The organism is Streptomyces sp. NPDC006430 (assembly GCF_040612395.1).
GTDB lineage: Bacteria > Actinomycetota > Actinomycetes > Streptomycetales > Streptomycetaceae > Streptomyces.
Genome location: NZ_JBEXQA010000018.1, coordinates 71398 through 91023 on the forward strand (window position 1 = coordinate 71398; position 19626 = coordinate 91023).

Here is a 19626-nt window from a genome sequence, read left to right on the forward strand (position 1 = left end):
GCTCACAGGACCAGACCGCACCACGGGAGCCCGCCATGCCGCACCCCGCCCAGCCGGCCGCACCGCCACACGTCGCGCCCGTGTCGGGGACCGCCCGCCCGTCGGCGGGGCCGCCTGTCCGGACCGCCCCGTACGCACTGGTCCGCACCACGGTGACGGCCCACCCCGCACAGCCGGAGGAGGCCGCGCGCGTACGGAGCCTGCTCGGCCGGCTCACCGCCCTCGCGGCGCAGGAGGACGCGCTGCGTCCGGCCCTGTGCGACGACCTCTTCGCCTCCCGGCCGGGCCATCACGAGGAGTTCCACCGCCAGGTGGTGCTCCCGCTGCGCCGTGCGCTGCACAACGGCCGTACCCCCCGCCCGGCTCTACTGTCCCGGCTCGGCGATCTACCCGCGCGGGTACCCCGGCTCGGCACCTGGCTCGCCCTGCGCGAGCGGCGCGCCGCACTCCTCGCGGACCTGGCCGTGGCCGCCCCGGACGCCCTGACCGCCGAGCGCTCCGCCCTCGCGGAACTGTGCCGCTCCCCCGGCTTCGCCCGGGCCGTAGCTCTCACCAGCGCCGACCTGCTGCGCGCGGTGTCCCGGGCCGCCAGGGACGAGGGCGGGCGCAGGGCCCGCAAGGAGGAGCCCTCGGTACTGCGGCATGCCCTGCGGGCCAGTACGAAAACCAGCCCGCTGTCGTGGTTCACCGCCGTGGGGTGGGCCGGCGGTGCGGGCGCCGGTGGCGCAGCCGCCGCAGCGGACGGTCCGGCCCTGCCGCCGGAGCCGGTGCCGGCGCTACGGTCCGTGGTGCGGGAGAACCGGACCCTCGTCACGGCGCTGGTCACCGCGCTGCTGGACGAACCGCGCCGCCGGCGCACGCTCCCCCACCGCATGACCAGCAGTGCGCGGCCCACCGCCGACGGCCGGGCCCGCTACACCCGGGACCGCACGATCTTCGCGGGCGGCCGGTACCTCGTCACCCACGAGGAGACGATCGAGCTCGCAGCCCGCCCCGCCCTGACCGCGATCGACGCGCTCGCGGCCACGCCCGCGACCCTCGACGGGCTGGCAGCCCGACTCGGCCCGGCCCTCGACCGTTCCTGCGCGGACCCCGCCGTCGGCCGGTTCCTCGGCCAACTCGCCGACAGCGGACTGCTGGTGCCCGTGGAACCCGTCGACCCGCAGCACCCGGCCCCGTTGCGGGCGCTGGCCGACTGGTTGCGCCAGTGGCCCGAGGACGCAGCCCTGACCGACCGTATCGACCGGCTCGCTGCCGATACCGCCCGGTTCGCGCACGCCCGGGCCGAGGATCGGCCCGCCCTGCTCGCCGATCTCGCCGACTGTTGGCGCAGCCTTCTGGCCGACGCCGGCCGGCCCGTCCCGGCCGATGCCGCCCCGCTGAACGTGCTCTCCGAGGACGTGCACTGCAAGGACGTGTTCGCCGCCGGACACCCGACGGCGGAACCCGCGTCCGGCCGGCTCGGCATGCGTACCGCCGACCTGTTCCCCACCGGCCGGCTGACCGACGCGGACCGGGTCGCGCTCGGTGAACTGACCTCCCTGGCCGAGCTGTTCGACCTCGGACATGTGATGCGGCGGGCCGCGCTGGAGCGCTTCGTCGCCCGCTACGGACATGGTGGGACCTGCCCGGCCCCGTGGGAGTTCGGCGCCGACACCGCCGCCGCGTGGGAGGAGGCCGTACGCCTCGCCGGCCGACCGGCCGACGATCCGGGGCTCTCCGGCGAGCTGGCCGAACTGGCCCGGCTGCGGGCGGAGTTCGTACAGCGGGTACGGACCGCCGCCGCGGCCGAACCGGGCAGCTGGGCAGAGGAGGTCGTGCTGCCCGCCGAAGCAGTGCGCGGGCTCGCCGCCCGGCTGCCGGGCTGGAGCGCCGCCCGCCCGCTCAGCTACTCGTGGTTCCTCCAGCGCGCGGTACCGTCCGGCCATCCGCACCCGGAGCCGGCTCCGGCAACGGCAACGGCAACGGCAACGGTCGATCGCCCGGAGGGCACCGTCCCCGGCGGCGTGCTGTGCGTCAACCACGTCTACGGCGGCTGGGGCCGCTTCAGCAGCCGCTTCCTGGACGGCCTGCCCCACGGTGCCACTGCGGAGGTGGCCCGCGAGATCCGCCACGGTCTGGGCGACGGCGCCCGGGCAGCCCAGATCCGACCAGTGGGCGGTTTCAACGCCAACCTGCACCCGCTGCTCGTCGGCGCGGAGATCGGCCCCGACCGGCAGCGGAGCGCGTTCGCCGAGGCCGATGTGGAGTTGGTCCACGACCCGGCCTCCGACCAGCTCCGGCTCCGCCTCCGGGACACCGGCGAACCCCTCGACGTCCTCTACCTCGGCTTCCTCGCCCCGGTCATGCTCCCGCAGCGCCTCGCGCCGTTCCTCTGCGACCACCCGGGCGGCGTCGTGGACTTCCGGCAGCTGCTGCCCCGCCGCACCCTGGCCGTCGCCGGCGGCGAAGTGCTGCACACCCCCCGGCTTCGGCACGGCCATGTGGTGCTCGCCCGACGGCGCTGGCACCTGCCCGAAGGGGTACTGGCCGTGCTCCGAGCCGACCTCATGGCCGACCCCGGCGAGATCCCGGCCGCCGCGACGGCCCACTGGCGGGCCCTCCTGGGGTTGCCCGAGCAGTTGTTCCTGCACCCGGTACCGGAGCCACCCGCCGGGCGGGCCGTCGAGGACTTCGTACGGAGTCTGCGCGCGCCGAAGCCCCAGGCCCTCGACCTGGGCAGCGCCCTGCACCTGCGCTGCCTCTCCGGCTGGCTGGCCCGTCACCCGCGCGGCGTGGTGCTGGAGGAGTCCCTGCCCGTCTTCGGGGGCCGGAGCCACCCCGCCCGTGCCGTGGAGCTGATCGCCGAGACCTACCGGCCCGCACGCACACCCCGGTCCGGCTGAGCCACCCGCGCCATCCGAGCCGTCCCGTCCACCTGCCCCGGCGGGCCCCACCGCCGCCTCGCCCGCCACCCGCCCGTCATCCGCCGAGGAGGCACCCGATGAACGCCCCGGCCACCGGCCCGGACCCCGCCCAGCCCGCCTCGACCACAGCCACAGCCACAGCCACAGCCACCGACACCACCGGCACCGGCACAGCCCTTGACGTGGTCGTCTACCACTACGAGCCGGTCAAGGCGCCCCTGCTGCGCGAAGCCGTGCTGCCCCTCGCCCGGCGGGCCGGCACGGACGGGCTGACCGTTCACGTCGAACGCCACTGGCTGCACGGCCCCCACCTGCGGTTGCGGCTGCGCGGCCACGCCGGCGCGGTGGCAGCCGCGGCCGAGCGCACCGCCGCCGAGCTGCGCGCCCGCGCGGCCTCCCACCCGTCGCGGGCCGCCGTCGACGGACGTGAGCTGCTGGCGCAGGCCGCAGTGGCGGGGCGGGCGGAGCTGATCCCGCCCCCGTACGGGCCGCTCGTAGCTGACAACACCGTACGGGTGGAGCCGGTGGACCTGTCCTCCCTGGTGGCACTGCTCGGCCCGGACGGGGTGCGGCTGCGCGAGGACCTGTTGGCCCTGGGCCTGCCCGCCCTCCACGCGGGTACCGCCTTCCTCGGCGAGCGCGCGGACGCGTCCGCCGCCCGGGTCGAGCTCGCGGTGGTGGCTCTGGCGGCCCACGGGGCCGCGCACCCCGAGGGACTCGTCGGCGGCCACTACTCGTACGTCTCCCACCTGGAGGACTTCTTCGTCCACGAGGACCCCGACGGGCACCTGCGGGCGGCCTTCGATCGGCGGTGGGAGGCCGCGGGCGGGCGGATCTCCGCACTGGTGGGTCGGATAGCGGACGGCGGTGCGGCCGGCTGGGAGCGGGCCTGGGCCGACTGGTCGGCCCAGGCCTGGCGGATCGCGGAGGAACGGTTCACGGCGGGCGCGGACTTCACCGGCGTGCCCACCGAGTACCGGGACCGGGCCGCGGCCCTGGGCGACCGGGCCACCGCCGAGCGCTGGGACGGGGAAGTACGCACCCGGTACAGCGACTTCCACCGGCGGCTGCACCGCTCGGACCCGCAGGGCACGATGTGGAGCCGCCCCGACTACCTGGTCTACCGGGCCTGTACGAACGGGCTGTACCGGCTCCTCACCGTCTGCGACGTCCGGCCCGTGGAGCGCTACCTCGCCGCCCACCTCGTGGTACGGAGCGTGCCGGGGCTCACCGGGCACCGGTGGCAGACGCGCATCGACGAGGTCATCGCCGCCGTGGAGGGAACGCGGTGACCGCCGCCGAGCCACCGCGCACGCGACTGCGACCCGGAGTGGCGGTCACCCCCCTGCGGGCCGGCCTTCACCTGCGCGGCCGGGACGGGAGCGTGACGCTCGAAGGCAGCCGGGCCCTACCCGCCCTGTGGGAGCTGCTGTGGGAGCGGCTCGGCCACGGGCCCGAGGACCGCAGGGGCGTGGAGGAGGGGGACCGGTCCCGGCCCCGCCCCGGGCCCCGTCTCGATCCGACCGATCCCCGGGTCGAGGCCGCACTCGCCGCACTGACCGCACAACTGCACGCGCACGGCCTGCTCGCCGAGTATCCCGCGGGAGCGGCCGAACCGGCCGCCTGGCTGGGAGCGTCCACGCACCGACCGGGAGCGGCGGGCGCGGCCCTGGCCGCCGCACGGCCCGTCGTCGCAGCAGCCGATCCCGAGGGCCCGCTCGCGACGGCGCTGATCAGCGCCCTGGACCGCGCGGGGACCCGCCCGGAGGTGCACCGCGACACGAGCCTGCCGGCCGACCGGGTGGTGGCGTTCGCGGGCACTGCGCCGGTGGCCGTGGCCGTGGCCCGTACCGCCGACGGCGGCTTCGTCACGGCCCCGGCCGAGCCGGAACGGGTGCGTTCGGACGCAGATTCGATCGCCGCCCGTCTGTGCGCCGACACCGGTTCCGCGCCCGCCGGGACGGCAACGCAGGCACCGGCGGCGCTGACGGCCCTGCTGGCCGGTGCCGCCGCGCAGCGGCTGCTGTGCGCCACGGCCGGTCTGCCCGACCCGGCCGGGCGGGAGGAGGACCCGCGGCTGTTCCCGGACGTTCCCGCCGTACTGGTCGCCGAGGCCCGGCCGCCGCACGCGTCCTACCACCCTTGGGTCGCCGGGCCGGCCGGTCCCGCGGCCCCCTCACCCGCTCCTGCCGGCAACCTGGCCGAGGCCCTGCGCCGTATCGAGGCGCTGGGCGACCCGTACCTGGGAGTGCTCGACGCACCGCAGGCGGGCGAGCTGCCCCAACTGCCCGCCGCGCTCGCGGCCTGCGGGACGTCGGCGGGGCCACTGGTGGCCGGGGCGCCCCGGGCGGATCTGGCCCGTCTTACCGCAGCGTGCCGTGCGGCCGAACTACACCTGGACGACGGGCCGTCGGGCCCGGTGGCGGTCGGCGCCGGACCCGAGCACGCCCTGGGGCGGGGGCTGCGCCGCCTCGCCCTCGCCGCCGCAGATCGCTGCGGCCCCGGCCGCGCCCTGCGCGAGGAGGAATGGCGCGATCATCCGCAGGCCCGCCACTGGTGGACCGTGCTGACCCGGCATCTGGAGCTTCCGATGGAGATCACGGTTCATCGGTTCCGTGCGGAGCGGGCCTACCTGGCCGTGGTGCGGGACTCCGCTGCGGGGCCCGGGAACACGAAAGTGGCCGCCCGTGCGGTGGAGGCAACACCCGCCGATGCCGCGGCCCTAGCCGCGCTCGGCGCGGTGACCCGGGCCATGGCCGCCGAGTACGGTCCGGCCGGAGCCGTGCACACCGCGTTCAGCGGGGCCGAGGCCCCGCTCGCGGCTGCCGGAGTCGAGCCGGCGGGCTGGGCGGACGAGGGATGGACCGACCGCTGGTTGGCAGGGGTGGCACGGCGGGAGCCGGAGCTGTGCGCGGCGCTGGCCCGGCTGACCGGGCTGCGTCCCGAGTCCCAGCAGCCGGGTGGGGCGGACCTCACGGGCAGCGGAGCAGCCGGACCCACCGGGCCGGTCGGAGCTGCCCTGCACGCCTGCGGGTTCACCGTCCTGGCCGGGTGGGGAGGAGCGCGATGAGCGGGGCGACGAGGAACAGGACGGCTACCGACGGGACGGCTGCCGACGCAGCGGTCGGGGACGAGACGGCCGTGGAGGAGACGGCCGTGGCCACCGTCGCCGGCGCCGTTCCCGTCCTGGATCCGGCCGCGGCACTGGACACCACCGGTGGCGCCGCCATCGTCCACCTCACCTCCTGGACGCTGGCGTTGGCGGAGCTGCTCAGTCGCCACGCGCTGGCCCATCCCGTACGCCTGGTGCCGGTGCGCGAGGACGGTGCGCTGACCGTGATCGGCCCCGTGTTGGAGCCCGCGGCGCAGGCGTGCCTGTCGTGCACCGAGTACCAGCGACTGGCCACAGCGGGCGGCAGGGTGCCCTGGCAGAGCCCGCGGCTGGCGCTCGGCGGTACCGGCACACCACCCCTGGCGGAGGCGGCCCTGCTACTCGCGGCCGACCTCTTGGAGGCCGGGCCCGCCGCGGAGGCCGGGACTCCGCCGCCCTCCACCGTCCACGTCATCCAGGGGCACCGGGCCACCTGGTCCACCCATCGCGTCCGCCCGGTCGGCGGCTGCCCGGTGTGCCGCCCGCTGCCGGCCGACTCCCCCACCGCGGCGGAGCTCCCGGCCACGCCGCAGCCGCTGCCCGACCCCGCCGTACTGCGCGGCCCCAACGACCGTACGGGCGCGGACCAATTGCGGGCCGAACTGCACGACGAGCGGTTCGGCCCGGTGCGCCGACTGTTCCGCACCGAGGACTCCGCTTTCGCCCTCACCACCGCCTGGGTGACGGACGGCCGTCTGCTCGACGACGGCGGCTACGGGCGCTCCGCCGACTTCCGCTCCAGCGAGCGGGTGGCACTGTTCGAGGGCGTGGAGCGACTGGCCGGCATGCGCCCGCTGGGCCGCCGTACCGTCCTGCGCGCGTCCTTCGCAGAACTGGGCCCGGAGGCCGCCGTGGACCCCGCCCGGCTCGGTCTGCCCGACCCGGCCCACCAGGGACACCCCGCTGCCCGGACCGTCCCTTACCACGCGGACCTGGAGCTGGACTGGGTGTACGGCTGGTCGCTCACCGAGGGCCGCGCCCGGGCGGTGCCCGAGCACGTGGCGTACTGGGACCTGCCGCAGGGCCCGGGTCGGACACGGGTGGTCTACGAGTCCTCGAACGGCTGCGGACTCGGGAACAGCCCCCAGGAAGCGGCCCTGTACGGACTGTTCGAGGTAGCCGAACGGGACGCCTTCCTGATGGCGTGGTACGCGCGCACGCCGCTGCCCGCCGTTGCGTTGCCCTCCGACGACCCACTGGTGACCGCCCTGGCCGCGCGCGCCGCGCTGCTGGGTTACCGGCTGGGCCTGCTGGACGCCACCAACGACCTCGGCATCCCGGCGGTGGTTGCGTTCTGCCGCTACGAGGGCAACCACCCCGACGCTCCCCGCGCCTTCCTGGCCGCCGGGGCACACCACGATCCGCGTACCGCGATCCGCGCGGCGGTGGCGGAGGTCGTCACCAACGTCCAGGACGCCGCGCACCGGGCGGCCGGCCCGGGCGGGCCGCGCGACCCGGAGCGGCTGCGCCCCATGCTCCACCGGCCCGAGCTGGTGGTCGACCTCGACGACCACGTGGGCCTGAACACCCTGCCGGAGGCACAGCCCCGGCTGGATTTCCTGTTTGTCGACACCCCTGAGGTCCCCTGGCAGGAACGGTGGCCGGGCGCGCCCGCCCCCGTGGCCGACCTCACCCGGTTGCTGACGGACACGGTTGCGCGACTGGCCGCCGAGGAGCTGGAGGTGGTCGCGGTGACGCAGGACGAGCCCGGGATCCGGGACCGGCTGGGGCTGCACTGCGCCAAGGTGATCGTGCCCGGCACCCTCCCGATGACCTTCGGCCACGTCAACCGCCGCACGCTCGGCCTCTCCCGGCTGCTGGAGGTGCCCCACCAGCTGGGGCGCACCGCCGGCCCACTGCGCCACGACGAACTCCCCCTGTACCCGCACCCGTTCCCGTGAGGACGATCCGATGACCGAAGCCCCGTACGCGTCCGCGTCCCCCGCCACGGCGGGACCGGCCGCCGCCACGACAGCCACCCTCGCTCCGGCTCCGGCAGCAGGCTGGCAGAGCCTGCATCTGACCCTGCACACCGACGGGGCGGACACCGACGCCTTCATCACCGGGGCGCTCGCCCCGCTGATGGACGGCCGGTACGGGCCGAACGGCGGCGCCTGGTTCTTCATCCGCTACCACGAGGGCGGGCCGCACCTGCGGATCAGGTTCCGCCGGGCCGTATCCGCCGGCGGGCCGATGGATGCCGGCCCCGCCGAAGACGCGGCCGAACTCGCCGCGGAACTGGCCCTGCTGGCCGGCGGCACCACCCCGGTCACCGGCCCCTGGACCGGCCGGCACGGGGAGGTGCGCGCGGCCCCGTACGAGCCGGAGACCGAGCGCTACGGGGGGCAGGCCGCGCTCCCGGTGGCCGAGGAGGTGTTCGTGCACTCGACGCGTGCGGCCGTCGCCGCCCTGCGCGCCGTGCCCGGGCGGGCCGACCGGCTGCGGCTCGCCCTGGACCTCGCCCACGCCACGGCGTACGCCCTGGGCCTGGACGAACTGGCCGCGGCCGGCTGGCTGCGCCGGCACGCCGCCTCCTGGCGCTGGGCCGCCGAAGTGCGTCCGCTGCCCGGGGCCGCCGTCCACACCCGCGTCAACACGGTCTTCGCGGCCCAACGAACGAACCTGGGGCGGCGTGCGCAGGCGGTCCGCGCCGGGCTCGACGACGGCTCCGCCGCGCCCTGGCTCCTGGCATGGACCCGGCAGGTGCGGGCGGCTGACGCCCACTTGCGTACCGCCGTACCCCCCGCGGACCGACCGGACGCGCCGGTACGGGCGGACCGCCGGCTGTGGGTGTGGGCCTCACAACTCCACATGTTGTTGAACCGGTTGGGGGTCACCCCCGACGAGGAGCGGGCGGTGTGCCGGCTCGCGGGTCGCGCCCTGCTGGAGATCGGGGACGCGGACGGCTTCTTCGGCGCCGGCCCGCGCGCGGCCGACTACCAGTACCTGGAGCAGAGCAAGTTCCAGATCGGCCGTGCGCAGGACACCGCCGTGCGGAGCATCGCCCGGCCCGGCCTCCCGCCCGAGTACCGCCCCGAGGGCGAACGCGCGCTCCCCGCAGCCCCGTTGCCGGAGCTGTCCCTCGCCGAGGCGCTGCACCGGCGCAGTTCGGCGCGCGGGGCGCTGCGGGGACCGCTCGCTGCGGACGTCCTGGGCGGGGTGCTGTGGCACGCCCACGCCCCGAGCCATGTGTCCCGGCAGCCCCTGGCCGACGGTACGGAGCGCACCGTGCGCCACCGCCCGTACCCGAGCGCGGGCGCCCTCTACAGCGTGCGGGTACGGCTACTGGCGCTCGCCGTGGCGGGGCTGCCCCCCGGCACCTACCACTGCGTGCCGGAGCGGCGGTCGCTGGTTCCCCTCGGACCCGCGCCAGACCTCGTTGGGCTCAAGGCGCTGTCCTCGTACTTCTCGCGCCCGGCCGACGACCCGGACTCCGTCGGGATCGACGAGGCCCCGGCCGTCCTGGCCGTCCACCTGGACCTCGGGCTGCTCCGCCGCCGCTACGGGCTACGGGCGCTGCGGCTGGGCCTGCTGGAGGCCGGACACCTGGCCCAGACCCTCCAGCTCACGGCCGGCGCGTACGGGTTGGCCACGATTCCGCTCGGCGGCCTGCACGACGACCTGGCGCACGAGCTGCTGGGGCTGGACGACCTCGACGAGCCGATCCAGTACCTGCTGCCGCTCGGTCGCCCGGGCTCCCGTACGAGTGGTTCCGATGTCGGTCAGCGGTCGTAGGCGGGGTCGGCGCCGGCGGACGGGCCCCGACGCCGACTCCGCCCCGGGCCGGCCGTGGCTCCGGGCGTTCGCGCCGGCGTCCGGGCAGTCCTCGGCCGAAAGCCACTGCCCGGGGCCGGTGCCGATGCCGATCACGCGCATGCCGGCTGCCCGGCCCGTTGCGCTGCGCCCCTCCTGATGCGCGATCAGGCGCTCGCTGCGGTCCGTGCCTCGGCGATGACCACGTCGAGCAGGGCCAGCAGGGCGTCGCGGACGGCCGTACGGGAGCGGGCGTCGAGCAGGAGGACCGGCGTGGCGGGGTTGCGCAGGTGCAGCGCGGCGGCGATCTCCTCGGCGGTGTACGGCTGCTCCCCGTGGAAACAGTTCGCGCCGACCACGAACGGCAGTCCCCGGCTCTCGAAGAAGTCGATGGCCGGGAAGCCGCGGTCCAGCCGCCGTGTGTCGACGAGCACGAGTGCCCCCAGGGCCCCGTTGAGCAGGTCGTCCCACATGAACCAGAACCGCTCCTGGCCGGGTGTGCCGAACAGGTAGAGGACGACTCCGGCGTCGGTGAGGGTGATCCGGCCGAAGTCCATCGCGACGGTGGTCAGTGTCTTGGACTCTATGCCGTCGAGGTCGTCGACACCCACTCCCGCGCTCGTGAGGCGCTCCTCCGTGCGCAGCGGCTCGATCTCGGAGACCGCCTCGACCAGAGTCGTCTTGCCGACTCCGAATCCACCGGCGATGAGGATCTTGACAGGGGACGCTGCAAGGGCAGGAGCGTCGGCGGTGTCATATCCGGGCAAGGTTGTCCCTGATTTTCATGAGCAGGTGGACGTTCGTGGTCTCGGCCCCCTCCAGAGGCGGCCGGTGGTGAATCAGCCCGCGGTCCGCGAGTTCGCCGAGGAGGAGCGTCATCGGAGTGAGGCGCATGTGCATCCGTGCGGCGATCTCGGCGACCGCCAGTCCGCCCGGCGGCGCGCACATGGCAAGGATGACCTGCCACTCGGTGGGCAGGCCGCTGAGGACATCAGCCTCGGCGACCGCCGCCACGATCGTGGTGTCCATCGTGAGGACGGTCGCCGGAGCGGCGGCCGTACGGCCGTCGGTCAATGCGTACAGCCGTGTCCGGCGGAGACTTCTGCGTGGCGGCTCGTCCGGCATTACGACGTCGACGCCGGCGTCGACGCCAGCGCCTGGGTGCGCTCGGGGGTGCCCAGCCACTCGCCGAGCGCCTGGGCGGTCCGTACGGCCTCGCCTCCCAGCTCCCCGAGCCGCGCCTTGCGGGACGTCACCACGATGAGGGTGCTGCCTTCCCCGCACCCGACGACGCAGAGGTACCGGTCGTCCATCTCCACCAGCTGGCGGATGACCCGGCCGCCGTCGATATCCCTGGATATCGCCTTCATCGTGGCGGCTATACCGGAGGACGCGGCCGCGATGCGCTCCGCCTGGTCACGCTCCAGCAGGTAGGCGCTGAGCTTGATCCCGTCGTTGGACAGGAGCACGGCTCCCTGGATGCCGGCGATCCTGCTCAGGTTGTTGTCCAGGACGCTGTAGATCATGTCGTTGGTTGTCGTCGTCATGGCTGATCCTGTCTGAGCTCTGCTTCCACTTTCTGGGTCCCCTCTTCGTAGTCCGCCCAGGCGTCGGCCACCTCTTCGGGTGTCGCCGCGTCCCGGCCGGCGTCCGGCTCCGGGGCGCGGGGCCCGCGGAGTTGCCGGGTGAGGTGGGTCTGCGGGACGCGCTCGGGCAGCGCCGGCCGCGCGTCGTCGCCGGGTCCGGAGCGGGCGGGCAGCGCCCGCTCGGTGCGCAGCCGTACGGGCATGGGGGCGGGGGCCGGCGGGACCTCCGGTCCGGGCACGCGTACGGGGGTGAGGACGGCGGCCGGCTCCGGATCCCGCTCGGACCCCGGCCCGGGCTCCGTCGGTGCCGGTGCTGGTGCCGGTGCTGGTGCTGGTGCTGGTGCCGGGGCTGGTGCCGGGGCTGGTGCCGGTGTCCGCGATGCCTTCCGTTCGGTCCCCACCAGCAGCTCGCTCGGCAGGATCACCACGGCCGCGGTCCCCCCGTACACCGAGCGCCGCAGCGTGACCCGGGCCTGGAGCTGCGCCGCCAGGTGGCCCACCACGAAGAGGCCCAGGCGGTGCGCGTTCTCGGCGAGGACGGAGTACGGCGGCGCCGTGTGCAGTCGCCGGTTCATCTCCTCGTACCCGGCGGACGCCATGCGCGGTCCGCGGTCCTCGATCTCGACCGACAGCCCGTCCGCCACCAGTTCGGCGCGCACCACCACCTTCGACCGCGGGGGCGAGAAACGGGTCGCGTTGTCCAGCAGCTCTGCCAGCAGGTGGCTGATCTGGCTGATCACGTGGGGCTGCACGCTCGTCTCGTCCAGCGCCTGGCGTTCGATCCGCCGGAAGTCCTCGACCTCCGCGGCGGCTTCGCGCAGCAGGTCGGCGACGCGCATGGGCTCGGTGTGCGGGTCCGGGATCTCGCCACCGGCGAGGATGAGCAGGTTCTCGATCTGGCGCCGCATTCCCACCGTCAATTGGTCGGACCGCATCAACTGGGCCAGGAGCGCCTCGTCGTGGCCGAAGGAGTCCTGGAGGTCCTCGGTCAGGCTCAGCTGGCGGCTGACGAGGTTTCCGGTGCGCGAGGCGATGCCCGAGGCGAACAGGCCGAAGCCGTGGCGCTCGGCCGCGAGCTGTCGGTGCCCTTCGACGGACACGGCGACGACCCGGGCGAACGCGTCGCTGATCCGCCCGACCTCGTCCTCGTGCCCGCGCACGGCCGGCAACGCCTCGGCGTCGACGGTCTGGCCGCGCTGGAGTCGGGCCACCACCTCGGGCAGTGTCTCCTCGGCGACGGCGACCGTACGGGTGTGCAGGCGACTCAGCCGGCGCAGCACCGACCGCGTGGTGAGGACGACGACCGCGGCGACCACCAGCAGGGCGCCGCTGCTGGCCCCGATCAGCCAGTAGACCTCGGCCTCCAGCTCGGAGGCCTTCGCTTCGGCGCGCGTGAGCACGCTCTGCGACCGCTCCGCGCTGAGTGCGGCCAACTGCGGCGCAAACGTGTCGTGCGCGGCACGCCAGCCTGCGACATCAGCCGGCAGCTTCACTCCGGACGCGGTGTCCTGGTGGTTGGTGACGACCGCGTTCTCGATGCGGAGCTTGGTCTGCCAGGCGTCCGAACTGGTGAGCTTCTCGTACGAAGCCTGTTCTGCGGGCGGCAGGTACGGCACGATCCAGGTGTCGTACAGGTACCGGTGGGTGCCGACTGCGTCGAAGAATTCCGAGAACCCAGTGGCCGCCAGCTCCCTGGACGGCCCGGCCAGTGCGAGCGCCGTATCCTCACGCGCCACCATCTCGGCCGCGGAGAACAGGGCGATGGCGGGCCTGCTCTCCTGGGCGATTTCAGTGTCGTCCGCGTGGCTGAACTCATCTTGATACGCGCGGATGATGTCGTCGATCACGCCGGTGTAGTAGCCGACCGCCTGTTCGGCGCTGCCGTTGTGGGCATCCGCGCGCTTCCGGTACGCAACCAGCTGGTCGAGCCTGCCGCTCAGCTCGCCGAGGTGCCCGTCGACGTGCCCGGAATGCTGGGATCCGCCGCCGCTGCTCGTACTGGTGCTGCCTGAGAGCCGTCGGAACTCCGCCACCGCGCGGTCCGTTGCTGCCCGCTTCTCGCGCAGGTCGTCGTCGGCAACGGGGGTACCCGCCCACCGCGCCGCCGTCATCGCCCGCTCGGCCTGCAACTCGTTCATGAGCCCGACCAGCGGTACGCCGATCCGCTCGCCGGCCTCCACGTCGGCGCGCAGGTGCTCCGACTGGCTCAGCAACCGCTGGGCGGTCACGGCCACCTGGGCACCCATCGCCACGGTCGGGACGACGGCCAGCCAGACCAGCATCGTACGCAGGCGCACGGTGCGGCGGCGCCGTACAGGCGGCGGGCTCGGTGGACCTTCGGGTTCCATCGGAGACATCTGTCCTCGGGTGCGGCGGGACGGGGACGGACCCACGGGCGGCCGGACACGGCCCTCTGGGGGAGGACATGGGGGAAATACCGACGCGGCCCTGTTGGGTGAGGGTATCGATCATATCCAGCCAATCCGAATAAACGGAGAGCTTACTTACCTATCAATACGTGGTAAGGGGGTCGCGATGTCACCGGGCGTGCCCCTGAAGTCTGGAGTGCTGGGCGTGCCGGCACGCTTGCGTGCGGCCGAGCGGGGCTTGGCCCGCGCCGCCGGGATGGACACCCAGGAGCTGGTGCGCCTGGCGCGCGGGCACGAGGCGGAGCACCCGCCGCTCGCCGAGGGCAACTGGAACACGGTAGGCGTCACCGCCCGTGGGAGGGTGCCCGGCCCGCAGGCGGCGTTGCTGCGCACGGCGTTCCTGACCCAACCGCCCGCCCTCTACGCGTTCCACGACCACTTCCGCCGCTTCCGCGGAATGTGCGCCGCTCTACCGGGTCGTGCTACCGCCCGTCGGAGAAGTTGTGCACGCCCCACCAGCCCGTCTCGTCGTGGTAGAGACCGACTCCGACCTCGGTGAACTGGGGATCGGTCTGGCTCTTGTAATGGCCAGGGCTGTGCCTCCACATGGACTGGAACTTCTCGGCAGCCTGCTGAGCGGTCATCGTCTTGTCGCTCCACCAGACGATGTTCTCGCCCACCCAGGTCCGTGAGCCAGTGGCGAGCGCATCGCGTTGTTCATTGCTGGAGTGCGCGAACCCCTTGTTGCGCATGTGCAGCGCCCAGCTGCGGGCGAACCCGCTCAAGTCGGTCTTGAGGGCGAGAGGAGGCAGCCCCACCCGGGCCCGCTCGATGTTGAGCAGTTCCAACGACATGGCCTCCGCCTCGCTGACGGACTGGGACGGCGCACGGGCCGGCAGCCTCGGATCGGCACCGACCGGGCCGACGCCGGGAGCCGTGCCGGTCGTCCGGGACGGCGCCTTGGACACGGAGTCGGGCTTCGAAGTGGGGCGCGGGGTCGCGGAATCCGTTGCCGGACTGCGGGTGGATGTCACGGTTCCCGCAGGTGAGGCGGTCGGAGAGACCGACGTTGAAGCCGAAACGGACGGGGAGGCTGAGGGTGTCGCGGTCGCCGCATCCGGCCCGGGGTCGGCCGGTGCGCGGGTTGCGCTCTCGTCCAGCCCCATGGCGCCGGCCGGGGCGCGGCCCGGCCCTTCCGCGGAGGACGCACCGCACCCCGTGGCCGCGGCCACGGTGGCGAGGGACACAAGGGCTATCGACAGGGCTCGACGGTGGCGCAGTTTCACAGTGCTCATCTCCTCAGTGCGAACAGCACCCGACCCGCACCTTCTGTGCGGAGCCGGTGCAAGCCCTGCACGGTTCGGGCCTACACACAGGAGACGCACTGCTCGTTCGGCCATAACGCTTTTGCGCGCAGGGATTCCCGAAACCGGTCCGCTGCGCCGGCCGACCGCGGAGCAAGCACGCGGAACCGAGCAGCCGTTCGGCCGGACGTTCGCCGCCCGGTCCGGTCATCTGTCGTCCTGTGCGTCCGGGCGGCATGCAGGTGCCGCGGGCTGAGATTTCTGTTATTCGGGCCGACCAGCGAGGTCTCCACAGTGAGCCGGCGGATACGCGGCCGACAGGCGACGGGAAGGGAAGGAGGCACGGATACGGACCGTCCCGAAAGGCCACCTCACGTCACTGCTGCCCGTGCGGAAGCCCTGCCCGACCGCCCGCTCCGCCGCCCGTCACCAGTGCCCGGCATGCGTGCTGCCCGTACGCGGCCGACTGCGCTGGAACCACGACCTCAAGACAACCGCCCGACAGCACACACGCAGGAGGAAGCACATGTCTGAGCCCATGGCCGCCGAGAGTTCGGAGCCCGAACTCGCACGCCTCATTCGGCAGGGGAACGCAGCAGCAGCATCCGAGAGCCGCCTGCGTCACGAGGATGCGGTCTTCGCGTACGCCCGCCTGTACTGTCCCGACGAACGGGACGCACGCCAACTCTCGAACGAGGCGTTCGCCCGGACGCTGCGGGCGGTCCGCGACGGTAGCGGCCCGACTGCGGCATGGCGCCCGTACCTGATGACCGCGGTGCGGCGCACCGCCGCCCAATGGGCCGACGGAGAGCGCGGTCCACGGCTTTCGGACGGCTTCATCCAGTGGATCGCGTCGCTGCCCGGTGACGAGGAGCGTGCGTCCGCGGCGGTCACGGCCGAAGAGAACTCGATCATCCTGCGTTCCTTTCGGGCGCTGCCCGAATCCTGGCAGGTGATGCTGTGGGACAGCCTCACCTCCGAGGAGACGGACGGATCAGAGGCCGAGGCTGCCCGCAGGGGATGGTGGGAGACGTACCTTCAGACATACGCCCACACCTCCGTCCGGTCCTGCCGCCATCTCACCGCCGTCCTGGGTGACACCGTCCAATTCCACGCTTCGCACCCCGAACTCGACGCGCACACAACCTGGTGCGAGAGGTGCCGTACCGCCCGGACCGAACTCACGGCCGTCCACACCTGGAACCGGGACGTGCTGTACCGCGCGCTGATGCTGTGGCCTGCAGGCCTGCCGGCGCGCCCAGCCCCTGCAACGGTCCGGGGCGGCGTGCTGGCGCTGCGCCCTGGGGCCGCCTTCGTGTCCCGGCGCGGTCCTCGATGGCCCACTGCATTCGGTTCGGCCCACCGCAGCCGTTCACTGGCGCTGGGCATCGGCCTGGTAGCGGCGACGGCCACCGTCATCACCACGGCGATCTCCTCCTCCGCCGAGAACGAGGCGCGCCCGTCCGCGCCCGGACCCGTGCCCGTGCCCGTGGCCGTGCCCGTGACAACACCACCCGCCATACCGGCCGATGCAGGGGCCGCAGCCAGCCCGGACGCCTCGCCGGCGGCCGTGAGCCCCACCCCCACGGAGATCAGTTCCTCCACGGCACCTCCCGACACCAGCAGCCCCTCCCCCAGCAACAGACCCGCCGGCTTCCGACTCCTGAACACGAGAACGGGCCTCTGCGTGGGACCCGACACTCCTGACGCGACCTACATCCAGCTCCAGGTCTGCACCGAGGACGCCTCCCAGCGCTGGGAACGCATCGCGGCCGGCAACGCCACGTACCAGCTGCGCAACACCGGTACCGGCAAGTGCCTCGACGGCACCTCCAGAGGGGGCAACACCGTCAGCGTGGTCCAGGCGGAGTGCCTTCCCATCGCGAACCGCACGGAACAACTGTGGAAGTTCGCCACCGAGCCGGACCGTAAGTCGTTCCGCCTGCTCTTCGTTCCCCCGGTCCCCGCCAGCGACTATCCGGCACACCTCCTCGGCCCACAGAACTGGACCGACGCCCAACCCCCACGCCAGGGAACCCACCTCGTGCAGCTCCCCGACTACTACCACTCGGCCAGCTTCACCTTCGTCGCCGACTGCGACGACAGCACCACCTGACACCCGCAGCACCGGGGCCGACGCCGAACCGGTGCCGGTTCGGCGTACCCGGGCGCAGACGGCACGCCGCCCGGGCTGACACGGGACGGGAAGTTGACATCCTCACCATTACTTAAGAACATAAACCATCTATCTCATTAAGCATCCTCGCCACCCGGGGTAGCACCACCAGAGGAAGGCACGCACATGAACCCCGCCCAGCACGGAGCGGCCGTCGCAGCCGAGACCGCCGGATTCGTCGCCACGGTCAGGGCAGCCGACCTCTCCGCCCCCGTACCGACCTGCCCCGGCTGGACTCTCGCCGACCTCACGCAGCACGTCGGCAGCGTGCACCGCTGGTTCACCGAGCTGCTCCGCCGACGCATACAGCAGCCGCCGACCAGCCGCGAGGTGGACCTGCGCCTGCCGGAACACCCCGACGGCTTCCCGGACTGGCTGGCCGCGAGCGCGAGCGAGGCCGCCGAGGTGTTCGCCGCCACCGACCCGGACGCACCGATGTGGGCCTGGGGGGGCGACCAGCACGCCCGGTTCTGGGTCCGGCGCATGCTCTTCGAGACCCTCGTCCACCGGGTCGATGCCCAACTCGCACTCGGACTCTCCCCGCACATCGACCGCGTACTGGCGGTCGACGGCATAGACGAGTTCCTCACCAACCTTCCGTTCGCATCGCCCTTCGCACCGCTGACCGCCCAACTGCGCGCCCCCGACCGGTCCATCCGCTTCAGCTGCACCGATGGCGACGGCGACTGGCTGGTCGGCTTGCGCCCCGACGGCTTCGCCCTGGTGACCGACCGCGCCGAGCTCCGCGCGGCGGACGCCACGGTCCAGGGGACGGCTGCCGACCTCCTGCTGCTCCTCTACGGCCGCCTGGACCACCGGAGCGACGCCTTCCAGCTGCTCGGCGATCCCGACCTGCTCGCCCACTGGTTCACCCACTCGACCTTCTAAGCCGGCAGCTGCAGCCCGGTCACGCGGGCCCGGTCTACCAGCTGCGCCTCCAGCAGGTCCGCCGACGGCTCGACCAGCCGAATGTGCAGTGGGGGGCTCACCCCGCCCATCACGAAGCTGCTCCTTCCAGGTGAGGTCGCTCTACTTGTGACCTCGCCGTCCGACCTCTCGCCAGAGGTCTTCAGGGCCGCATGCATTCCCACCCGAGGAAGAGGGGCAGGGCTTTGCCCACCCAGGGCGGCGACGACAGCATGCACGCGCTCCCCGGTCGGGATCCGGCGCGGGTGGTGGAACTTCGCCGAGGTACCCCTGCCAGCCGGCGGGGGCACCTCGGCCGGTCAGGTGATGTCCAGAGCGCCTGGGGCACCTGCCCTCGTCCGCACACTCCTGTCGGCGCGGCGTGATCTTGAGCGTAGCGGGCAGGCCGCCCGCCAACAGGGTCAATACGGGAATCGTCCCGACTGCTCTCGGGCTCGGGTCACCCCAGCCTCGGCGCCCCGCGGTCGAGCTCCATATAGCCGAGCTCGTTTCTCGAAGCCGCGCGTGAGGCATCCGGGACCAGTATCGAGGTCGTCAACTACAGGCGAAGGCTCAACAGGATCGTGACCGTCGGCGGGAGCGGCGCGACCCACCCCGCCCATCGGCGTGCCATGGCCAGGGTGGGGTGTCGCAGGGGCAGCCGCGATGCCACCACGAGCAAAGGGGTAACCGTCCAGGACGCCCACCAGCAGGTTATGAGGACGGCCACGGTCTGAGGGTGAACCTCCCTGGCCATCCCGGCCAGACACCCGAAGATGAAGGCGACCGGGATCAAGGTCACCGTTGCAGCCGTGAGCCATATCGATACCGTGGCGATGGCACGGGTCCCGGCGGAGCGGTCGGCAGGCAGAACGGAAGGTGTCTCGTGCATGAGTACAGCCAAGCGGCTGCGGCACGGGTTCGCCTGGGCGTACGTACTCAGCTCCTCGTCGGCCCCGTACTGCTCGGCCACTCACCAGCTGGGACTTCAACACCGTCGCGCGGTGGCGTGGAGAGTGCCGAGGAGGGTGAGGGCCTGGGCGCTGGGGGTGGCGGGTTCGGCCTGGTAGACGACCAGTTGCTGGCCCGGTGCCTCGCGTACGTCGAAGGCCTGGTAGGTGAGGGTGAGGGAGCCGACGTCGGGGTGGAGGAAGTGCTTGACGTCCAAGGTCTTGCCCCGCACGGCGTGGGCGTTTGGTGGACCGAGGGCGAGGACCCTGTGGGATCCGTCCTCGCGGACCATACGGATGGTGGATCCGGGTGGGGTCACACACAGTCATGAACCGGACCACAGGGGCGTGCAGCGCCGCGGACCAGCCGGTTTCGGCGCCCCAGTCCGGGCACCCCGCCTCATCAGGACCGTCCGCAGCATGTGCCGAGCCGGGGCCGGGCCTGGGTCCGGGTCCGGCGGTGAGCCCTGCTTGGGTCGCGGCGCCCGGATGAGGTGCGAACAGGACGAGGTCAGGCTCCTGGGC

At 73.4% G+C, this 19626-nt stretch carries 12 protein-coding genes and 1 pseudogene; 7 read left to right on the top strand and 6 right to left on the bottom strand.

Annotated features, from left to right (window positions below):
* The first annotated feature begins 35 nt into the window (after window positions 1–35).
* From ABZZ20_RS23935 to ABZZ20_RS23955, 5 genes are all read left to right on the top strand, one after another.
* Window positions 36–2885, top strand: a complete 2850-nt coding sequence (locus ABZZ20_RS23935) for a lantibiotic dehydratase (protein WP_356872718.1) — start codon at window positions 36–38, stop codon at window positions 2883–2885.
* Window positions 2886–2983: 98 nt separating this feature from the next.
* Window positions 2984–4198 carry a lantibiotic dehydratase C-terminal domain-containing protein gene (locus ABZZ20_RS23940; protein ID WP_356872720.1) on the top strand — a complete coding sequence of 405 codons (1215 nt, stop codon included), beginning with the start codon at window positions 2984–2986 and terminating at the stop codon, window positions 4196–4198.
* Entirely contained in the window at window positions 4195–5976 is a 1782-nt protein-coding gene (locus tag ABZZ20_RS23945) for a hypothetical protein (protein WP_356872722.1), read from the top strand. Before ABZZ20_RS23940 ends, ABZZ20_RS23945 begins: the two co-directional genes overlap by 4 nt.
* Window positions 5973–7958, top strand: a complete 1986-nt coding sequence (locus ABZZ20_RS23950) for a TOMM precursor leader peptide-binding protein (protein ID WP_356872724.1) — start codon at window positions 5973–5975, stop codon at window positions 7956–7958. Before ABZZ20_RS23945 ends, ABZZ20_RS23950 begins: the two co-directional genes overlap by 4 nt.
* Before the next feature lie 10 nt (window positions 7959–7968).
* Complete coding sequence (locus tag ABZZ20_RS23955) at window positions 7969–9792, top strand: thiopeptide-type bacteriocin biosynthesis protein (protein ID WP_356872726.1); 1824 nt, start codon at window positions 7969–7971, stop codon at window positions 9790–9792.
* A 185-nt stretch (window positions 9793–9977) separates the two neighbouring features.
* On the opposite strand, the gene ABZZ20_RS23960 is transcribed toward ABZZ20_RS23955, so the two are convergent.
* From ABZZ20_RS23960 to ABZZ20_RS23980, 5 genes are all read right to left on the bottom strand, one after another.
* A complete protein-coding gene (locus ABZZ20_RS23960) occupies window positions 9978–10577 on the bottom strand; it encodes an ATP/GTP-binding protein (protein ID WP_356872728.1) in 600 nt (199 codons plus the stop codon).
* On the bottom strand, window positions 10564–10935 hold the full coding sequence (locus ABZZ20_RS23965; protein WP_356872730.1) for a DUF742 domain-containing protein: 372 nt from the start codon (window positions 10933–10935) through the stop codon (window positions 10564–10566). Before ABZZ20_RS23965 ends, ABZZ20_RS23960 begins: the two co-directional genes overlap by 14 nt.
* Window positions 10935–11357, bottom strand: coding sequence for a roadblock/LC7 domain-containing protein (locus ABZZ20_RS23970; protein ID WP_356872732.1), 423 nt, complete (start codon window positions 11355–11357; stop codon window positions 10935–10937). Before ABZZ20_RS23970 ends, ABZZ20_RS23965 begins: the two co-directional genes overlap by 1 nt.
* Window positions 11354–13693 carry a nitrate- and nitrite sensing domain-containing protein gene (locus ABZZ20_RS23975; protein ID WP_356872734.1) on the bottom strand — a complete coding sequence of 780 codons (2340 nt, stop codon included), beginning with the start codon at window positions 13691–13693 and terminating at the stop codon, window positions 11354–11356. The genes ABZZ20_RS23970 and ABZZ20_RS23975 overlap by 4 nt, the downstream gene beginning before the upstream one ends.
* Before the next feature lie 554 nt (window positions 13694–14247).
* A complete protein-coding gene (locus tag ABZZ20_RS23980) occupies window positions 14248–14733 on the bottom strand; it encodes a CAP domain-containing protein (protein ID WP_356872736.1) in 486 nt (161 codons plus the stop codon).
* A gap of 862 nt (window positions 14734–15595) precedes the next feature.
* Here ABZZ20_RS23980 and ABZZ20_RS23985 point away from each other — a divergent pair.
* Together ABZZ20_RS23985 and ABZZ20_RS23990 are read left to right on the top strand one after the other, a co-directional pair.
* Window positions 15596–17185: an RICIN domain-containing protein gene (locus ABZZ20_RS23985; RefSeq protein WP_356872738.1), complete on the top strand. Its 1590-nt coding sequence runs from the start codon at window positions 15596–15598 to the stop codon at window positions 17183–17185.
* 186 nt (window positions 17186–17371) lie between these two features.
* Window positions 17372–18133 (top strand): maleylpyruvate isomerase family mycothiol-dependent enzyme, encoded by a 762-nt coding sequence (locus tag ABZZ20_RS23990; protein WP_356872740.1) that lies wholly within the window; start codon window positions 17372–17374, stop codon window positions 18131–18133.
* 1006 nt (window positions 18134–19139) lie between these two features.
* On the opposite strand, the pseudogene ABZZ20_RS23995 reads toward ABZZ20_RS23990, so the two are convergent.
* Window positions 19140–19346, bottom strand: a pseudogene (locus ABZZ20_RS23995) (transcriptional regulator); the annotation flags it as partial.
* Window positions 19347–19626: the final 280 nt, after the last annotated feature.